Source organism: Sodalis ligni (assembly GCF_016865525.2).
GTDB classification, from domain to species: domain Bacteria; phylum Pseudomonadota; class Gammaproteobacteria; order Enterobacterales; family Enterobacteriaceae; genus Acerihabitans; species Acerihabitans ligni.
Genome location: NZ_CP075169.1, coordinates 5,362,204 through 5,377,916 on the forward strand (window position 1 = coordinate 5,362,204; position 15,713 = coordinate 5,377,916).

12 protein-coding genes and 1 pseudogene are annotated in these 15,713 nt (G+C 58.6%); 7 read left to right on the forward strand and 6 right to left on the reverse strand.

From position 1 onward, the window contains the following. Positions 1-42: 42 nt before the first annotated feature. The 4 genes from GTU79_RS25130 to GTU79_RS25145 all read right to left on the reverse strand — a co-directional run bounded on the left by GTU79_RS25130 (position 43) and on the right by GTU79_RS25145 (position 2,890). The gene (locus GTU79_RS25130) at positions 43-369 is read right to left on the reverse strand and encodes an ankyrin repeat domain-containing protein (RefSeq protein ID WP_214513477.1); all 327 of its coding nucleotides are present in this window, start codon (positions 367-369) and stop codon (positions 43-45) included. Next, the gene (locus GTU79_RS25135) at positions 335-1,339 is read right to left on the reverse strand and encodes a hypothetical protein (protein ID WP_214513478.1); all 1,005 of its coding nucleotides are present in this window, start codon (positions 1,337-1,339) and stop codon (positions 335-337) included. Before GTU79_RS25135 ends, GTU79_RS25130 begins: the two co-directional genes overlap by 35 nt. 51 nt (positions 1,340-1,390) lie before the next feature. Continuing rightward, positions 1,391-1,771: a hypothetical protein gene (locus GTU79_RS25140; protein ID WP_214513479.1), complete on the reverse strand. Its 381-nt coding sequence runs from the start codon at positions 1,769-1,771 to the stop codon at positions 1,391-1,393. Between the two features lie 207 nt (positions 1,772-1,978). Then, the gene (locus GTU79_RS25145) at positions 1,979-2,890 is read right to left on the reverse strand and encodes an AraC family transcriptional regulator (protein WP_203521014.1); all 912 of its coding nucleotides are present in this window, start codon (positions 2,888-2,890) and stop codon (positions 1,979-1,981) included. 100 nt (positions 2,891-2,990) lie between these two features. Between GTU79_RS25145 and GTU79_RS25150 the strand changes: the two genes are divergently transcribed. Continuing rightward, on the forward strand, positions 2,991-3,740 hold the full coding sequence (locus GTU79_RS25150; RefSeq protein WP_203521013.1) for an SDR family oxidoreductase: 750 nt from the start codon (positions 2,991-2,993) through the stop codon (positions 3,738-3,740). 95 nt (positions 3,741-3,835) lie between these two features. On the opposite strand, the pseudogene rcnR reads toward GTU79_RS25150, so the two are convergent. Next, positions 3,836-4,107: pseudogene (gene rcnR / locus GTU79_RS25155) on the reverse strand (Ni(II)/Co(II)-binding transcriptional repressor RcnR). Positions 4,108-4,226: 119 nt separating this feature from the next. Between rcnR and GTU79_RS25160 the strand changes: the two are divergent. Beyond that, positions 4,227-5,150, forward strand: coding sequence for a nickel/cobalt efflux transporter (locus GTU79_RS25160; protein ID WP_203521012.1), 924 nt, complete (start codon positions 4,227-4,229; stop codon positions 5,148-5,150). Positions 5,151-5,231: 81 nt separating this feature from the next. Here the strand turns inward: GTU79_RS25160 and GTU79_RS25165 are convergent, their stop codons facing one another. After that, the gene (locus GTU79_RS25165) at positions 5,232-9,995 is read right to left on the reverse strand and encodes an ATP-dependent helicase (RefSeq protein ID WP_203521011.1); all 4,764 of its coding nucleotides are present in this window, start codon (positions 9,993-9,995) and stop codon (positions 5,232-5,234) included. Between the two features lie 359 nt (positions 9,996-10,354). On the opposite strand from GTU79_RS25165, the gene GTU79_RS25170 reads away from it, so the two are divergent. From GTU79_RS25170 to GTU79_RS25190, 5 genes are all read left to right on the forward strand, one after another. Further along, positions 10,355-11,563: a PfkB family carbohydrate kinase gene (locus GTU79_RS25170; RefSeq protein ID WP_203521010.1), complete on the forward strand. Its 1,209-nt coding sequence runs from the start codon at positions 10,355-10,357 to the stop codon at positions 11,561-11,563. Between the two features lie 74 nt (positions 11,564-11,637). Beyond that, positions 11,638-12,723 carry an ABC transporter ATP-binding protein gene (locus tag GTU79_RS25175; RefSeq protein WP_203521009.1) on the forward strand — a complete coding sequence of 362 codons (1,086 nt, stop codon included), beginning with the start codon at positions 11,638-11,640 and terminating at the stop codon, positions 12,721-12,723. Next, complete coding sequence (locus GTU79_RS25180; RefSeq protein ID WP_203521008.1) at positions 12,717-13,994, forward strand: sugar ABC transporter substrate-binding protein; 1,278 nt, start codon at positions 12,717-12,719, stop codon at positions 13,992-13,994. The genes GTU79_RS25175 and GTU79_RS25180 overlap by 7 nt, the downstream gene beginning before the upstream one ends. Before the next feature lie 28 nt (positions 13,995-14,022). Then, positions 14,023-14,871 carry a carbohydrate ABC transporter permease gene (locus GTU79_RS25185; protein ID WP_203521007.1) on the forward strand — a complete coding sequence of 283 codons (849 nt, stop codon included), beginning with the start codon at positions 14,023-14,025 and terminating at the stop codon, positions 14,869-14,871. Next, on the forward strand, positions 14,868-15,704 hold the full coding sequence (locus GTU79_RS25190) for a carbohydrate ABC transporter permease (protein WP_203521006.1): 837 nt from the start codon (positions 14,868-14,870) through the stop codon (positions 15,702-15,704). Before GTU79_RS25185 ends, GTU79_RS25190 begins: the two co-directional genes overlap by 4 nt. Positions 15,705-15,713 lie beyond the last annotated feature (9 nt).

Here is a 15,713-nt window from a genome sequence, read left to right on the forward strand (position 1 = left end):
ATTGTATTCCACGCGAGGCGTTGATATGCCGTACGCTGAGGCCTAGGACACTCTGCGCCACTTTGGGGGGACGCCGGAAGGGACATTGGCGTCCGATAGATAATCCTTGGTAATGGCCGATTTTTTTTTCAAATTATCGAAGGTTATCTTATAGCTCTCGAATATCTGTATGACCGTGTCATGTTTATTATCTACAGCTATCTTCAAGGCGGTATGGCCGTTTTTATCGGTAGCGTCAAAGTGAATTTCTTCGTGCTCCAGTAAATCCATGACTACAGTAGCCCAGCCCTTTGCCGCCGCCAGCATCAGGGAAGTGGTGCCGGAGTTATTCTTTTCATTGATAAGAAGAGAGTTTATCCTTAAGGCCATTGTACGCGACTTTATCGTCGTGATGGATCATGGCATGAAGGAGTGTATTACCATTTTGTCTTTGAAGTCTTCGATTTTCATTAAGTCTTTTTAACATATGCAATGGACAGCAAATATATATTTTGTTAAAGAAGTCATTAAAAACCTTGCCAACATCCCCGCACCAGTTGCTATGATAATATTCAAGCAGCGATTCCTCTGGAGAATAGGTGATGGCGTCACGAAGCAAATCATCTTGAATGCGACAATTTATCCTACCCATATGCAAGGCCTGCAACGTTACAGAGTCCCTATATTGGCCGTGATCGACCCAAAACAAACCCTTAAATGATTTAATAGTGCTCGAATATGAGATGCGTTTAGACTGGATATTATAAGCATTTCCCTCATTATTTTCCGCGACTAACGCTTCAGCTAAACCACCATAAATGGCACCAGAATATTCCAGTAAATAAATATTATGATTATTTGCGACATTTCGCCCCAGGATCGCGGTGAGATCCACCGGCAGGCTCGTTGATTGCGTAAATTGCAAGATTTCCTGATGGCCACGTTCAGTTAAATACCTCATATCGCCCACGTCGGCATAATTCCCCGGCATATTGAATATTCTTTCTACATTTTGACGTATCCCATCACCGATGTCTTTAATCATGGTGATGATATTGGTAGCTTGATTAAGCTTAGCAAGCATAATATAGAAATGCTCTTTCGTGATACTGTCAATATCCGCTCTGAGCCTCTCATTCTTACACTGTAGTGGGTAAATCCAGTTGGCTTTTTTCAAATGCTGTTTGTAGGCGTCAACGTAGAGTTCCTGTTCATCCCGGTCAATGGTCGCATGATATTGTTGGACATGCTTTATAATGACGTCATGAGCCGTTTTTTCTATGTGTGCATTGATATGTTGCGCAATATTTTTCCCTGAGGGAACATTGATTATTTCATTGATCTGAATGATATCTGACAACGCTTGCTCAACATTATTTTCCAGATTGAGAATTATATTATTCAGCATCCTTTAGATATAAATTTTATGTGCAAAAAAAACGTCAAAATTTAATTGCCTGAAGCCCATTAAAGATTCACCAAGGCCGGCATATAAAAACGGTTTCAGTTCATTTCTAACATTCTGACATTGGTGGAAATTCTGGCAAAAGAGTCTTATAGCTTCTTCGGATGAACGATCTGCATTTATATTTTTTGCAATCGCCTTGAAGTCATTTTCGATCTGTTCAATATATCGAGCGAAGTCTTGGCTGCTTTCAAAATTTTCGGCACAGCCATATTTTCGCTCTGAATAGAACACTCTATTTGTATCATCCTGCCGTGCCGGCTCTTTTGTCAACAACCCGGTGGGGGGAAGCCCTTTAGACGCGGTGCTAACATCACAAACTGGCATGATATCTCCTGGTGATAGGTTCTATTGATTAACCGCTGAAATAGAAATTTTACGGAAATCCTTGATGTTTTACTCATGTTTATACTATTTAAAAAACCGACGGCCATCCATAAGAATTGCCGAGGAAATATGTTATTAGCTTAGGGTTTCATGCTCTTTTTTGCTTGCATAAATCGCTGTAAGATCAATCTTTGCATAATTAAGCGTTTATTTGGGGACCGCGGCCCGCTGCAATCTCGCATATCTGGTGGGCGCCATGCCCACATGGCGCGTGAACGCCACGCTGAAAGTACTGGCCGAGCTGTAGCCGACGTGCTCGGCAATCCCGGCTATGCTGCCCTTGTCGTGCCGCAGCAGATCCTTGGCCATCGCCATGCGCCAGGTGAGCAGGTATTCCATGGGCGTCACGCCCACGGCGCGGCTGAAGCGCTCAAAGAACGCCGAACGTGAAAGCGCCGCCTCTTTCGCCAGCTCCGCCACCGTCCAGGCGCGCGTCGGACGCTCGTGCATGGCGCGGATCGAGGCCGCGAGGCGGCTGTCCGCCAGACCATGCACCAGGCCCGGCGACGCTGCCGTCCCCGCCGTTGACCGCAGCGCTTCAATAAGCAGCACCTCCATCAGGCGTACCAGCACAACTTCGCGCGCGGGCCGCTGCTCGCGAGTCTCTTCGCCCACGAGCTGCACAAGTGTCGTCAGCCGGGGCTCGCCGCGCACGTGCATGATCCGCGGCAGCAGCGAGACCAGCAAGGCTTTATCCGGCGAGCCGAAGCTGCAGTGGCCCGCCAGCATACGAAAGTCGGTCGGCCCCTCCTGGCGGCCGATTCTGAATCGGCCCGCCCCTAACTCGGCGTGCTGCGTCTCGGCGCCCGCGGGCGGCGTCTCAAGGCTGGACATCGCAACACCGTAGACCGATGGGATAAGGGCGAAGTCACCCGACCGGAGCTCGATGGGCGCATGCCCATCGGCAGCAAGGCGGCAAGCGCCCTCGAGGACTACGCAGTAGAAGGGTTCCCCGGCTTCCGAACGGCGGATGGCCCAGGGACCCGCGCCGACGACGCTCTTTGAAAAGCCGGCGCCCGGCTGCAGCAGCGTGACTACCTCGGCGAGAGGATCGACCATACCGGACTCCTACGGATGAAATATGGACTTTTGATTGTAGTGAGTACGGCGTCCGCCGTCTATCATCTGGACATCGCTCACCATAATACCAGGAGCTTTCATGAAGACAGTCTTGATTACCGGTTGTTCGTCCGGCTTCGGCCTTGAAATCGCCCGTCATTTCCTTGACCGCGGCTGGCGGGTTATCGCCACCATGCGCACCCCTCGGGAAGATATCCTGCCCGTTTCCGAGCATCTTCGCGTGCTCGCCCTCGACGTAACCGATGCCAAGAGTATTCAACGGGCCGTGGAGGCTGCGGGGCCTATTGACGTGCTGGTGAACAATGCGGGATTCGGCGCGGCGGCGCCCATCGAGTCCATGCCCCTTGCGACAATGCGCGAACTGTTTGAGACCAACACCTTCGGCACCATGGCCTTGACGCAGGCAGTGCTGCCGCAATTCAGGCAGCGCAAGGCCGGCGTCGTTATCAATGTCACATCCAGCGTCACCTTTAAGGCACTGCCGCTGGTGGGCGTTTACCGGGCCAGCAAGGCGGCGGTGAACGCCTTCACCGAGTCTCTGGCCGCAGAGGTTGGACAGTTCGGCATCCGGGTACGCCTGGTATTGCCGGGGCGCGCTCCCGAGACCCGTTTCGGCGATAACGCACAGCCCCATACGGCGGGCATCGACCATGAAGCCTACGCCGAACTGGTTAAGAATCTTTTCGCCACCTTTGCCGAGAACGTAGGTCCTATCACGCACTCAGAAGATGTAGCCCGGGCGGTATGGCGCGCGGCCACCGACCCGGACAGCCCGATGCATATCCCGGCCGGCGAGGACGCCGAGGCGTGGGCCGCCGAACAGCGGTAAGATGCCTGGCCAAAAAATCGTCAATCTTGATCCTAACGGCTCCCGGAAGCCCTGGTTTCCGGCGAGCCCCATGCGAGCCGCGCGGGTAAGATCAGCTATTTCATATAGGAATCCAGCACCTTCAGCACAACATCAAGGTCTTCTTCCCGTTTTAGCTCTTCGTCCTGATGAACAATGTGTTCCGTGAGATGGCCTTTATCACTTCACGCATTAATCCGTTCACCGCTCCGCGGATAGCCGCTATCTGCTGAAGCACTGCCGCACATTCATTAGGCTCATCAAGCATTTTTTTCAGAGCGGCCACCTGCCCCTGAATTTTATTGGTTCTCGCCTTCAGCTTCTGCTGGTCACGAAGGATATGCGACACGTTAACCTCACTCCGACATCAAATCTGGGGTCAATATACCATTGCAGGGTACTAGGGGGTAGTATATTGTACTGGGGGGGAGTAGTATGCCATCATCTGTTTAATCAAAAATTATTATCATGAATGAATTTAACGCTCTGCTTTCGCAAGGCAATGCCTGGTTATTTATCCCCAGCGCTATTCTACTCGGTTCTCTACATGGGCTGGAGCCCGGTCACTCAAAAACGATGATGGCGGCCTTTATCATTGCCATCAAGGGAACCATCCGCCAGGCCGTTATGCTGGGCCTGGCCGCCACGGTATCGCATACCGCTATTGTCTGGCTGATTGCTTTCGGCGGGATGTACGTCAGCAGAAAATTCACCTCGGAATCAGCCGAGCCCTGGCTTCAGATGATCTCTGCCGTGATTATCCTGGGCACGGCGTTCTGGATGTTCCGGCGGGCGCGGAAAGATGAGGGAAACCGGTTTGGCGATGGGCAGGAAGACGCCCATCCCCATCCTCATCCGCACAACCACTCTCATCCTCGCCACCACCTTCACCCGCATCAAGACCGCAATCCCCGGATATTTCTCGGACCTATGCATCCGGCGCCGGCGGGCGTAAAAGCCTGTCCCGATGCATATCAAACCGCCCATGAGCTGGCGCACGCCGGCGCTATTGCCCGCCGCTTTTCCGGGGACCGTGTCGGCAACATGCAAATCGTTCTTTTTGGCCTGACGGGAGGACTAATACCCTGCCCGGCAGCTATTACGGTGCTGCTTATCTGCCTTCAGCTGAAGGAAGTGGCGCTGGGCGCCGCCATGGTTCTGTGTTTTAGCATCGGTCTTGCGCTCACCCTGGTCACGGTGGGTGTTGTCGCTGCCGTCGGCGCAAGGCAGGCGGCCAAACGCTGGCGCGGCTTTAGCGTTCTTGCCGGGAAAGCGCCTTACCTTTCGTGCCTATTGATGGCTATTGTCGGTCTCTACATGGGTATACCCGTCATCCTTCAAGTTACAGGTGCGTTGGCCCGCCTCGTTCACCCCGGTCACTTACTCGGGTAAGCTCTTGTGGTTCGCTGCGTTGCCGCCTTCCTGCAACTCGCATTATTTAGGGTATATACCGGCTGATACGGCCATTCCTCCTCACCCATACCAGGCGTACCCCTTTGGTGCGCGCGAAAAGCCGGCGGCGGACAGGGCATCCGCCGCCGGGCTGGCGCCCGCCGGCCGGCCATCGACATCTTCCAGGGTAAAACTCCGGCGCGGCTCGCGTTTCAGCGCGGCCGCCAGCGCCCGCAGTACGGCGGCAAGCCATCCGGCGGATTCCGCGTCATTTTTATCAAATGCCTCTTTTTTGCCGGCAAAGGTCAGTAGCTGGCGGCCGCCCTGCCCCAGATAGCATGCCAGACGGCCGTTGCAGATGACCACCAGGGCGCCGCCGCGCCGGGCCGGACGGATACCTGAAGGGTGGGAGGGCCAGGGCAACAGCCAGCCGAAGGGATTGGCCGGATCGTTGGCGGACAGCGCCACCGCTACCGGTTCGCCGGAGGACGCCTCCGCCAGCTCGCGCAGACGCTCGATGCAGTCTTTATCGGCGAACTGCGCGGCCCCCAATCCGCTGATAAAGCGGCCGCGCAGCACACGACCCGCCTCTTCCATGCGCCGCAACACCGGCGTAAGCGCGGGAAAGCCCCCCGGCAGTTGCTCCGCCACCGCCACGCCGCGGCTTATCACGCCATAGCGATCGAAAAGATTCTCCACCAGGGTCAGCGTTCTGACGGTGGGGTTGACCGGTTCGCCGGCTAGCAGCGACCAGCGTCCGGCCAGGGCCGCATCGCCAAAGCGGGCGTTTCTCGCCGATACCGGTTTGGCCGGCTGCCACACCGGCACCCACCCCGCCACCTGGCGACGGTGGCGCGGTGAGCGGACCGGGCGCGAACGTACCGGCGTGCGCACACCGGTCAGCGCGCGCAGCGGCGACCAGGTGTCGCTGGTGACGCGGCCTTGCCAGGCCAGATCCCACAGTGCTTCCGCCACTTCGGCGGCGGTGACCTCCGCCGCGCTCCCTGGTTCGGCCGTTTCCTGGGCAAAAGCCTCCATCAGATGCCCCTGGGCAAGGGTGACCAGCTGGCGGACAAAATAGGCGCCGCCATCCGCCAGCACGTTGAGAATAGCCTGTTGCAACGGGGAAGAAATGGGTACGCCGGCCTCATCATCCGCGCTGTCACCCGTGACGGGCAGCGTTTCGCCGGCCAGCTCGCGCAGATGCAGCGAGACCAGCCCGTCGTCGTCTCCCTGCGCGCCATGGCCGGCCCACAGCACTTCGCCGGCGGCGATGAGTTCGTCCAGCATGGCCGGCCGATAGTCATGCACGCGGCCGGGCAGAATCTGGCGCTCCCACAGCGAAGCCGGCAACGCAATGCCCGCCAGTTGTTCGATGACCCGCGCTACGCCCTCGATACCCTCAAACGCGCCCTGCCCCGCGGCAAGCGCTTGTATCGTGGCCGGGAAAGCGGCGTCGGCCAGCAGCCCCTGACGCTCCAGCACCAGCCGCACAAAGGCTTCCTGCGGCACCGGCCGGGTCGCTTCGCGGGCCGCCTGCAAAGAACGCGCCCGCAAACGGCGGAATACTTCATCCCATACCCACCGGCGTGTGGATCCGGCATCGACGTTACAGGGCAAAATCCTGCCCTGATCCCGCAGGAGCTCCAACTGCTCATTGACCACGGCCACTCCCAGCCCAAGGCGCGCCGCCGGCTGCGCCGAGGCGAAGGGGCCATGGGTGCGGGCATAGCGGCCGAGCAGTTCGCGCAAGGGATCGCTCGCCGCTTGCAGAAATACGTCAGGAATGCCCGGCGGCAACGCCACCCCCAGCCCGTCGCGCAAACGGGCGGCGTCCTCTATGCCGGCCCAGCGCCCCTCGTCGGCTATGCGCACGGCAATAATCCGCCGGGCCGCCTCCAGCGGCGCCAGATAATCAGCGGGATCCTCGCCGGACAAACGACCGGCGATTTCCGCAAGCGACAGCGGACCCAGTTCGCGCAGCAGATCCACCAGCCCCTCAGCGCCCTTGGCCTGGGTGCCCGCGGCGGTGCGCTGCAACTCCTGCTCCACCCGTTCCACCACACGGGGATCGAGCAGCTCGCCCAAATCCACCTGCCCCAGCAGTTCGCCGAGCAGGCCGCTGTCCAAAGACAGCACGGACGCCCGCCGTTCGGCCAGGGGCACATCCCCCTGATACATAAACTCACCCACGTAGCCGAACAGCAAATCGGCGGCAAACGGCGAAGGGATTTCGGTGGTTACCTCTTGCAGCCGCACCGCGCCGTCATGCAGCCGCTGCATCAGCGCCTGCAGTGCGGCCAGGTCGTAAACATCCTGCAAACACTCTCTGGCGGTCTCGATGATAAGCGGGAAATCGTCATGCTCCCGGGCAATCTCCAGCAGTTGGCCGGCGCGCAAGCGCTGCTGCCACAGCGGCGAGCGCTTGCCGGGACGGCGGCGCGGCAGCAGCAGGGCGCGCGCCGCGCATTCGCGAAAGCGCGCGACAAACAGCGCCGACTGCCCCACCGCATCGGTAACGATTTGCGCCAGGGCATGGGGGTCGAAAACAAACAGTTCCGCGCCGGGCAGGCGGCCCACGCCGTCCGGTATGCGAATAATGATGCCGTCATCGCTGGCGACGACGGAAGGATCGATTTTCAAACGCCGGTGAATGCGCGCGGCGATGGCCAGCGCCCAGGGAGCATGTACGCGCTGCCCATAGGAAGAGTGCAACATCACCCGCCAGTCGCCGCTCTCATCGCGGCAGCGCTCGATTACCAGCGTCCGGTCGGTGGGCAGCGCCTCGGTGGCCTCCCGCTGCTCCGCCACCAGCTGCAGCAGATTATTAACGGCGTTTTCGTCCAGGCCGGCGGTTTGGAGGCGCGCCGCCAGCGGACTATCCTTATGCAGCGGATCCCCCTTGCCCGCCGTGGCTTCCTCCACTTCGCGCAGGAAGGCGCCGATGGCTTCGCCTAATTCCGCCGGACGGCCCGGGTTATCGCCATGCCAGAACGGCAGTCGGGCGGAACGTCCCGGCGCCGGGATCACCACCACCTGATCGTGGGTGATCTGCTGGATTCGCCAGGAAGTGGCCCCAAGCGTAATCACGTCGTTGACCCGCGACTCGTAGACCATCTCCTCGTCCAGCTCGCCCACCCGCCGCGCGCCGCGCTGCTCCTCGCCTTCCGGCAGGATCACGCTGAACATGCCGCGATCCGGAATCGTGCCGCCGCTGGTCACCGCCAATTGCTGCGCGCCCGGGCGGGCGGTCAGCGTGCCGCTGCCGCGATCCCACACCAGGCGCGGGCGGAATTCACCAAACGCCTCCGACGGATAGCGACCCGCCAGCATGTCCAGGGTGGCGTCGAAGGCGCTGCGGGGCAACGCGCGAAACGGATCCGCGCGCCGCACCATGGCATACCAGTCCTCAATGTTAAGCGGCCCCATGGACACGGCGGCAACGGTATGCTGCGCCAGAACGTCCAAAGGATTGCGGGGCGGCGCCACCGCTTCCAGAGACCCCGCCAGCATGCGTTCCACCGTGACGGCGGTGTCGATCAAATCGCGCCGGGTACGGGGATAAAACACCCCGGAGGAGACGCCTCCCACCTGATGTCCGGCCCGCCCCACCCGCTGCAGCGCGCTGGCCACCGAGGGCGGCGCGCCAACCTGGATGACCTGATCCACCAAACCCATATCAATGCCGAGCTCCAGGCTGGAGGTGGCCACCACGCAGCGCAGTTCGCCGGATTTAAGCGCGATTTCAATCTCCGCCCGCTGCTCCTTCGACACCGAGCCGTGATGGGACCGTGCGACGGCGGGCGGCTCGCCGGCGGCGCGCTTTCCGGTGCCCCCCGAGGAAGAAAGGTAATTCACGGGCGATTCTTCCGCTAAGGGTGAATGGGCGTAATGCTCGGCATAGCGTTCATTGAGGCGCGCCGTCAGCCTCTCCGCCAGTCCGCGGGAATTGGTAAACACGATGGTGGAATGGCAGGCGAGAATCTGTTCCAGGACACTGGCTTCCACATGGGGCCAAATCGACCCCGGCCGACCGGGCCCGCCGGTCTCCGGCGAGGCATCGCCCCGGGCCGGTATATCGGTCATATCCTCCACCGGCACCACGATTTTCACCTCCAGGGGACGGCGAGACGGCGGATTGATAACGGTGACCGGCATTGCGCCACCCAAAAAACCGGCCACGCGTTCTACCGGGCGCACCGTCGCCGACAGGCCGATGCGAGCAGCGGGCGCTGGCAGCAACGCGTCCAGCCGCTCCAGGCTCAGCGCCAGATGGGAACCGCGCTTGGAACCGGCCACCGCATGGATCTCGTCGATAATCACCGTGGTCACGCCGCGCAGGGTCTCGCGCGCTTTGGAGGTCAGCATCAGGTACAGCGACTCGGGGGTGGTGATCAGAATATCCGGCGGTTTGCGCTGCAGGCCGGCGCGTTCAGCGGCGGGCGTGTCGCCGGTGCGCATCCCCACCGTCAGTGCCACCTGGGGATCCCCCCGCTGCCGGCGCCTGGCGCTGACGCCGTCCAGCGGCACGCTCAAATTGCGCCGCACATCGGCCCCCAGCGCCTTGATGGGAGAGATGTATACCACGCGGGTGGCGGTTTGGCGCGGCCGGGCAGGATCGTTTTCACGCTCCCGGAACAGTGCGTCAATGGCGTGTAAAAAGGCCGCCAGCGTCTTGCCCGACCCGGTGGGCGCAATCACCAGCGTGCAGTGGCCGGCGCCGATCGCCGCCCAGGCGGCCTGTTGCGCAGGCGTAGGCGCCGGGAACGCCGACGCGAACCAGTCCCTGGTGGCGGGCTGGAACCGGCTTAGGGGATCCGGGGAAGTCTGTCCTGGCTTTGCCATCGCTTATCGACGCCTGATGGTGCGGTACCGAACCCGTATTGGGACGGGATACGCGGTTGGTAAACAGTGTCCACTCGACTTCAGACCGGTTTTCTTCATGACAAGATCCTTGCAAAGGCCGGCGGGCCAACCGTTCCCGCATCCCGGGCTCAGGCGAACGGCAGGCCGCGGCAGCTCCGGACAGACATTGAATAACAGCTTAGCACTATTGCTGAATAGCGATCGACTCCATGCCGGTATCGATAAAACAAGTGTTAAATTTTTGTTTGTTTTTGTTTTCCTGAATATTACATGCTAGAGATCACTTTACCGACAAAGTTTACTTCCTACCATTAAGACCATCCGGTGAAGAGGTCCTTATGTTTGCTGAAGAGAGACGAAAAGGCATCCTTGACTATTTAGATAAACATGAACGCGCCAGCGTGCCGTTTTTGTCGAATATGTTTGGCGTCACCAAAGAAACCATACGGGCTGATTTACGCCTGCTTGCAAGCCAGGGAGGATTAAAACGCTGCCATGGGGGAGCCATGGTTATTCGCTGCGGGCTTTATCGCAGCCTAATATCACCGGCAAGCGGTAATTTCGACGTTTTATTGCAGCGCGTGCAAAGCAAAAACTATAAGCGCGATAAAAAAAGGAAAAATCCAATGAGCGGCAGAGTCTGTATTCTCGGTTCTTTTAATGTCGATATTGTGGCCAAGGTAAAACGCTTTCCCCGGGGCGGTGAATCACTGCTTGCGGAAAGCAGCAATCTCGGTCCGGGGGGAAAGGGCTCCAACCAGGCCACCGCCGCCAGCCGGGCCGGTGCCAGAGTGCATTTTGTGTCAAAAGTCGGCAAGGATCAATTCAGCCAGTTCGCCTGCGATCACCTGGCTTCTTCCGCCATTCATTCGTTTCGGCTTTATCAGTCGGAAACGGAACCCACCGGCAATGCGATTATTTATGTCTCCGACGAAAATGGAGAAAATATGATCGCGATATATCCGGGTGCGAATAAAACCATCACGGATGAAGAAATTGCGGAAATGGCCGCTGAGCTGTCGGAATCAAATGTTTTACTGGTGCAATTGGAAAATAATATTTCCGCTATTTTAGGCGCGATAAAATTAGCCAAGGCGATGGGTGTCACTATTGTTATGAATCCCGCGCCTTATTCCCAAGAGGTTGTGCAATGCCTGCCCTATATTGATTTGGTTACCCCCAATGAAACGGAAGCCTCGCAGCTTTCCGGCATCGAGGTCACCGACATCCACAGCGCAAAAAAAGCCGCGCTGGCTATTGTCGCCCTGGGGGTGCCACAGGTCATCATTACGCTGGGTTCCCAAGGGGCGCTGCTGTACCAGAATAATCAATTCCAGCTTATCCATGCCTTCCCCGCCCTGTGTATTGACAGCACCGGCGCCGGAGATGCGTTCAACGGCGCGCTGGCCGCCGCCCTGGCCGACGGCCGGCCCCTATTGCAGGCGGCCACCTATGCCTGTGCCTTCGCGTCGCTGGCGGTGGAGCTGGAAGGGGCGTCCAATATGCCCAGCCATCAGCAGGCGGTCAGCCGTTTGAGCCAGAGATAATCCGTTTACCGGGTTAACGTCCACATCCCGATACCCAGCTATTTCGCTACAGGTCGTAAGGACAAAATGCCGCTATGAGCAGAGTCGCGTTAAACAATATCGAAAAAGAGTTCCATGGCCACCGGGTTATCGACGGCATTGATTTGACCATCGAAGACGGCGAATTCATCGCCCTGGTGGGCCCCTCCGGCTGCGGTAAATCCACCCTGCTGCGGATCATTTCCGGCCTGGAAACCGCCTCCAAGGGGCAAATACTGATAGACGGTAAGGTGGTGAATGCACTGCGGCCGAAAGACAGAAACATCGCCATGGTATTCCAGAACTACGCGCTTTATCCCCATATGACGGTACGGCGTAATATCAGCCTGAATCTTGAAATCGCCGGACTGGGCAAAAAAGAAATCGATGAACGCGTGGACAAAGCCGTCAAGCTGCTGGAAATCGAAGAGTTGCTGGACAGACGGCCGTCGCAGCTCTCCGGCGGACAGCGCCAGCGCGTCGCCATGGGACGCGCCATTGTGCGGGAACCCTCGGTGTTCCTGTTTGATGAACCCCTGTCGAACCTGGACGCCAAGCTGCGCGCCCAAATGCGTATCGAGATAAAAAGCCTGCATCGCACATTGGCCACCACCCTGATTTATGTTACCCACGATCAGTTGGAAGCCATGACGCTGGCGGACCGCATCGTGGTGCTTAACCGCGGCGTTATCGAGCAGGTAGGACCGCCAATGGAGCTGTATCTGCGGCCGAAAAACCAGTTTGTCGCCACCTTTATCGGCTCGCCGTCCATGAACCTGCTGCCGGCCACGGTGCGAACCGCCGCCGGGGGGACATCGCTGGTTCTGGAAGAGGATGTTACGCTGCGGTTGCCCTTTACCCTGCCCGACCGACAGGCGGTCACCCTCGGCATCCGGCCGGAGAACCTGGTGATAGACGGACCGGGATTGCCCCTGGAGGCCGCGGTCCTGTTCAATGAACCCTCAGGCGCCTATAGCCTGGTGAGCGCACGTATCGGACAAAACATGTCTTTGTCGCTGATGGTGGACGGCTACCGGTCCATCGAAGCCGGCCAGCGCCTGCGGCTGGGCATCCTGCCGGAGCATATTCATCTGTTTGACGCGCAAAGCCAGAAATCGTTGCGGGAGGGCGGGCCGTGTTGATATTCAGCCCCAAGGGCATCGGCGCAATATTATCCGTCGCCGTGGCGGCGCTGACTCAGCCCTGCGCGGCGCAGGAGCAGGCGAAAACCACGGTAACCTTTCTCACGGCGGAGCGACCCGATACGTTTGCCCCGGCCATCGCCCAGTTTGAACGGCAGCATAAAAATATCCATATCGAGTATCAACAGGTGCCTTTTGATAATCTGAGCGCGCAGGTCGCCGCGCGTATCGGCTCCGGCGATAAAGACCTCGACCTGTACGCGGTGGACGTTCCGCGCGTGACCGAACTGGCATCGAAATCCTATCTTGCGCCCCTGGAGGATGAACGGGCCAAGCTGGAAAACATCGCCGGCGATAAGGCCATCCAGGCGGTCAGCTACCAAGGCAAAATCTATGCCTATCCACTGTGGACCTCGACCCAGATAATGTACTTCAACCGCGATTTGCTCAATGCCGCCCATATTCCGTTCCCGTCGGCGGATCCCGCCCGGCGCCTGACCTGGCAACAGTTGGTCGGCCAGGCTCAACAGGCGCAGCAGGCGGGCGCTCCCTGGGGATTTTCATTCGAACAGGTGGATCGCTACTACCAGCTGCTGTCGCTGTATATCTCTTATGGCGCCGGCAGCGGCCTGAAGGGCAACGACGCGCTGACCGCTGATTTAACCAGCGGCGGGTGGCAACAGGTCAGCGACTGGTATCGCTCCCTGTATATCAAGCATATCGCGCCGCGGGGGGTCACGCCGGAGCAGACGCCGGATCTGTTCGGGGACGGCAAAGTCGCGTTTTTTGTCGGCGGGCCCTGGAATATCGGCCGCTTCAACAAGGTCGCTTCCCTGCATTACGGAGTGGCGCCCATGCCCTATTTCGCCGGCGGCAGTCCCAGCACGCCCACCGACTCGTGGGCGGTGGGGATCAATCCGCACTCCGCCCACGCCCGTGAAGCGAAGCTGTTCGCCGAATTCATCTCCATCGATCCCGAGGGCTCGTACAGCACGGTCATCAATAACCCGCTGCCCCCGGTCAATAACGTCGCCTTCAAGCGCTACATCGGCAATCTGTCCACCATGGACAGCAAGATTGGCCCGATCTCAAGCATCGTTTCCTACGAGTTGGCCCATACCGCCGTCAGCCGGCCGTGTACCAAAGGGTACGTCATATTTGAAACCATCATCGACCGGGCATTCAGCGATATCCGAAACGGCGCCGACAGCAAGCAGACCCTTGAGCGCGCGCAGCTGCGCTTGAACCGCTCTTTTGCACGGATTAAATAACGAATAGGGGTATGCCATGGACAGTAAAATGAATCAAAAATGGGTGCAACTGTTTATATTTCTCGGTCCGGCGCTGCTCTGCGTGGCGGTACTGCGCCTCTGGCCGGCGGTGCTCGCCATCCATGAATCGTTGATGGATCCCATTTCCGGCAAATACGGACTGAGCAATTACCTGTATATCCTGACCGATCCCGAATTTATTGCCTCATTAAAAGTGACGCTGCTGTTTTCCATTATCGTCAATCCGCTGCAAATCGCCATCGCCCTGGCCCTGGCGCTGCTGACCAACGCCGCGCTGCCGCTGATAGGCCTGTGGCGCACGCTTATCCTGCTGCCGGTGGCCATCCCGCAAAGCGTTTCCGCGGTGGTATGGGGAGTGGGACTGCGGCCGGACGGCCCCGTCAACGGTTTACTCAACGCCTTGGGCATCGCTTCCCAGCCGTTTGTCACCTCCCCCGATCAGGCCCTGGCCTCCATTATCCTGATTGTCAGCTGGGTGGGGGTAGGCTACTGGATGACCTTCCTGGTGGCCGGTTTACAGGATATTCCCCAGGCCCTGTACGATGCCATAGAGATTGACGGCGCCAACGCCTGGCAAAAATTCCGCTATGTCACGCTGCCGCAACTGCGACGCCCGCTGACCTTTGTGCTGGTGGCCAATACGGTAGCCAATTTTCTGGTATTCGCGCCGGTGCAGATTCTCACCAAAGGCGGCCCCCAGGATTCAACCAATCTGATCATGGAAGAGATCTATACCCAGGCCTTTTCCTTCGGCGACCCCAGCAGCGCCTATGCGTCCACGGTGATTCTGATGATTCTGGTGATTGCCATCGTCGGCCTTCAGTTCAAACTGATGCAAAAAGGAGGCGTACGATGAGCCCATCCCTCTCTCGCAGCGGGCTTCGTCTGGTCACGCTGCTTATCATCGTGGCCTTCTTCATCCTGCCGCTCTGGTGGACCGGCGTCAGCGCCTTCAGGCCCAGCGAGGAAATTTTCCGTTATCTGTCCCCCATCAGCATCCGCACGCTGTTCCCGGACCGGGCCACCTGGTCACAGGTCATCGCCCTGGTGCAGAGCCCGTTCCTGCTGGCCATCGGCAATTCGGTGCTGGTGACCGCCGTAACGGTCATCATCGGACTGGCGGTGTGCTCGGCGGCGGCCTTCGCCCTGGCATGCATCGAATTCAAAGGACGTGGCGTCGTTTTCGCCATTATGGTGGTAAGTTTCCTTATTCCCTTCGACGCCATCGCCCTGCCTTTGTATCAGATATTCCATCTGCTCAGGCTGGATAACAGCTATACCGGCTTGGTTTTACCCGGTATCGGCAACGGTATTGCCGTGTTTTTATTACGCCAGTTCTTTTTGGGAATTCCGAAAGAGCTATCCGAAGCCGCCTTTCTCGACGGCATGGGCTGGACGGCGATTTTTCTACGCATCTACCTGCCGTTGTCGAAACCGGCCATGATCGGCGCCGGACTTATCCTGTTTATTTTCCAATGGCAATCATTCCTCTGGCCGCTGCTGATCGCGCCGTCGCCGCAGTATCAAATGGCCGCCGTCGCCATCGCGCAGTTCTCGGCCACTACCGGCACCCAATGGGGATTGATTTTTGCCGGCGCGCTGTTTACGTCGGTGATTCCCATGCTGGTGCTGGTGATTTTCCAGAAATACTTCACGCCGTCGGTGGCTGCCGCCGGCAATAAAGAATAACGCGGATGC

What these genes read in the sequence shown, in the direction of transcription:
- GTU79_RS25145 (WP_203521014.1), bottom strand. Translation starts at nt 2,890, where the DNA reads ATGGTCGATCCTCTCGCCGAGGTAGTCACGCTGCTGCAGCCGGGCGCC.
- GTU79_RS25175 (WP_203521009.1), top strand. Translation starts at nt 11,638, where the DNA reads ATGAGCAGAGTCGCGTTAAACAATATCGAAAAAGAGTTCCATGGCCAC.
- GTU79_RS25160 (WP_203521012.1), top strand. Translation starts at nt 4,227, where the DNA reads ATGAATGAATTTAACGCTCTGCTTTCGCAAGGCAATGCCTGGTTATTT.
- GTU79_RS25170 (WP_203521010.1), top strand. Translation starts at nt 10,355, where the DNA reads ATGTTTGCTGAAGAGAGACGAAAAGGCATCCTTGACTATTTAGATAAA.
- GTU79_RS25150 (WP_203521013.1), top strand. Translation starts at nt 2,991, where the DNA reads ATGAAGACAGTCTTGATTACCGGTTGTTCGTCCGGCTTCGGCCTTGAA.
- GTU79_RS25165 (WP_203521011.1), bottom strand. Translation starts at nt 9,995, where the DNA reads ATGGCAAAGCCAGGACAGACTTCCCCGGATCCCCTAAGCCGGTTCCAG.
- GTU79_RS25190 (WP_203521006.1), top strand. Translation starts at nt 14,868, where the DNA reads ATGAGCCCATCCCTCTCTCGCAGCGGGCTTCGTCTGGTCACGCTGCTT.
- GTU79_RS25130 (WP_214513477.1), bottom strand. Translation starts at nt 369, where the DNA reads ATGGCCTTAAGGATAAACTCTCTTCTTATCAATGAAAAGAATAACTCC.
- GTU79_RS25140 (WP_214513479.1), bottom strand. Translation starts at nt 1,771, where the DNA reads ATGCCAGTTTGTGATGTTAGCACCGCGTCTAAAGGGCTTCCCCCCACC.
- GTU79_RS25185 (WP_203521007.1), top strand. Translation starts at nt 14,023, where the DNA reads ATGAATCAAAAATGGGTGCAACTGTTTATATTTCTCGGTCCGGCGCTG.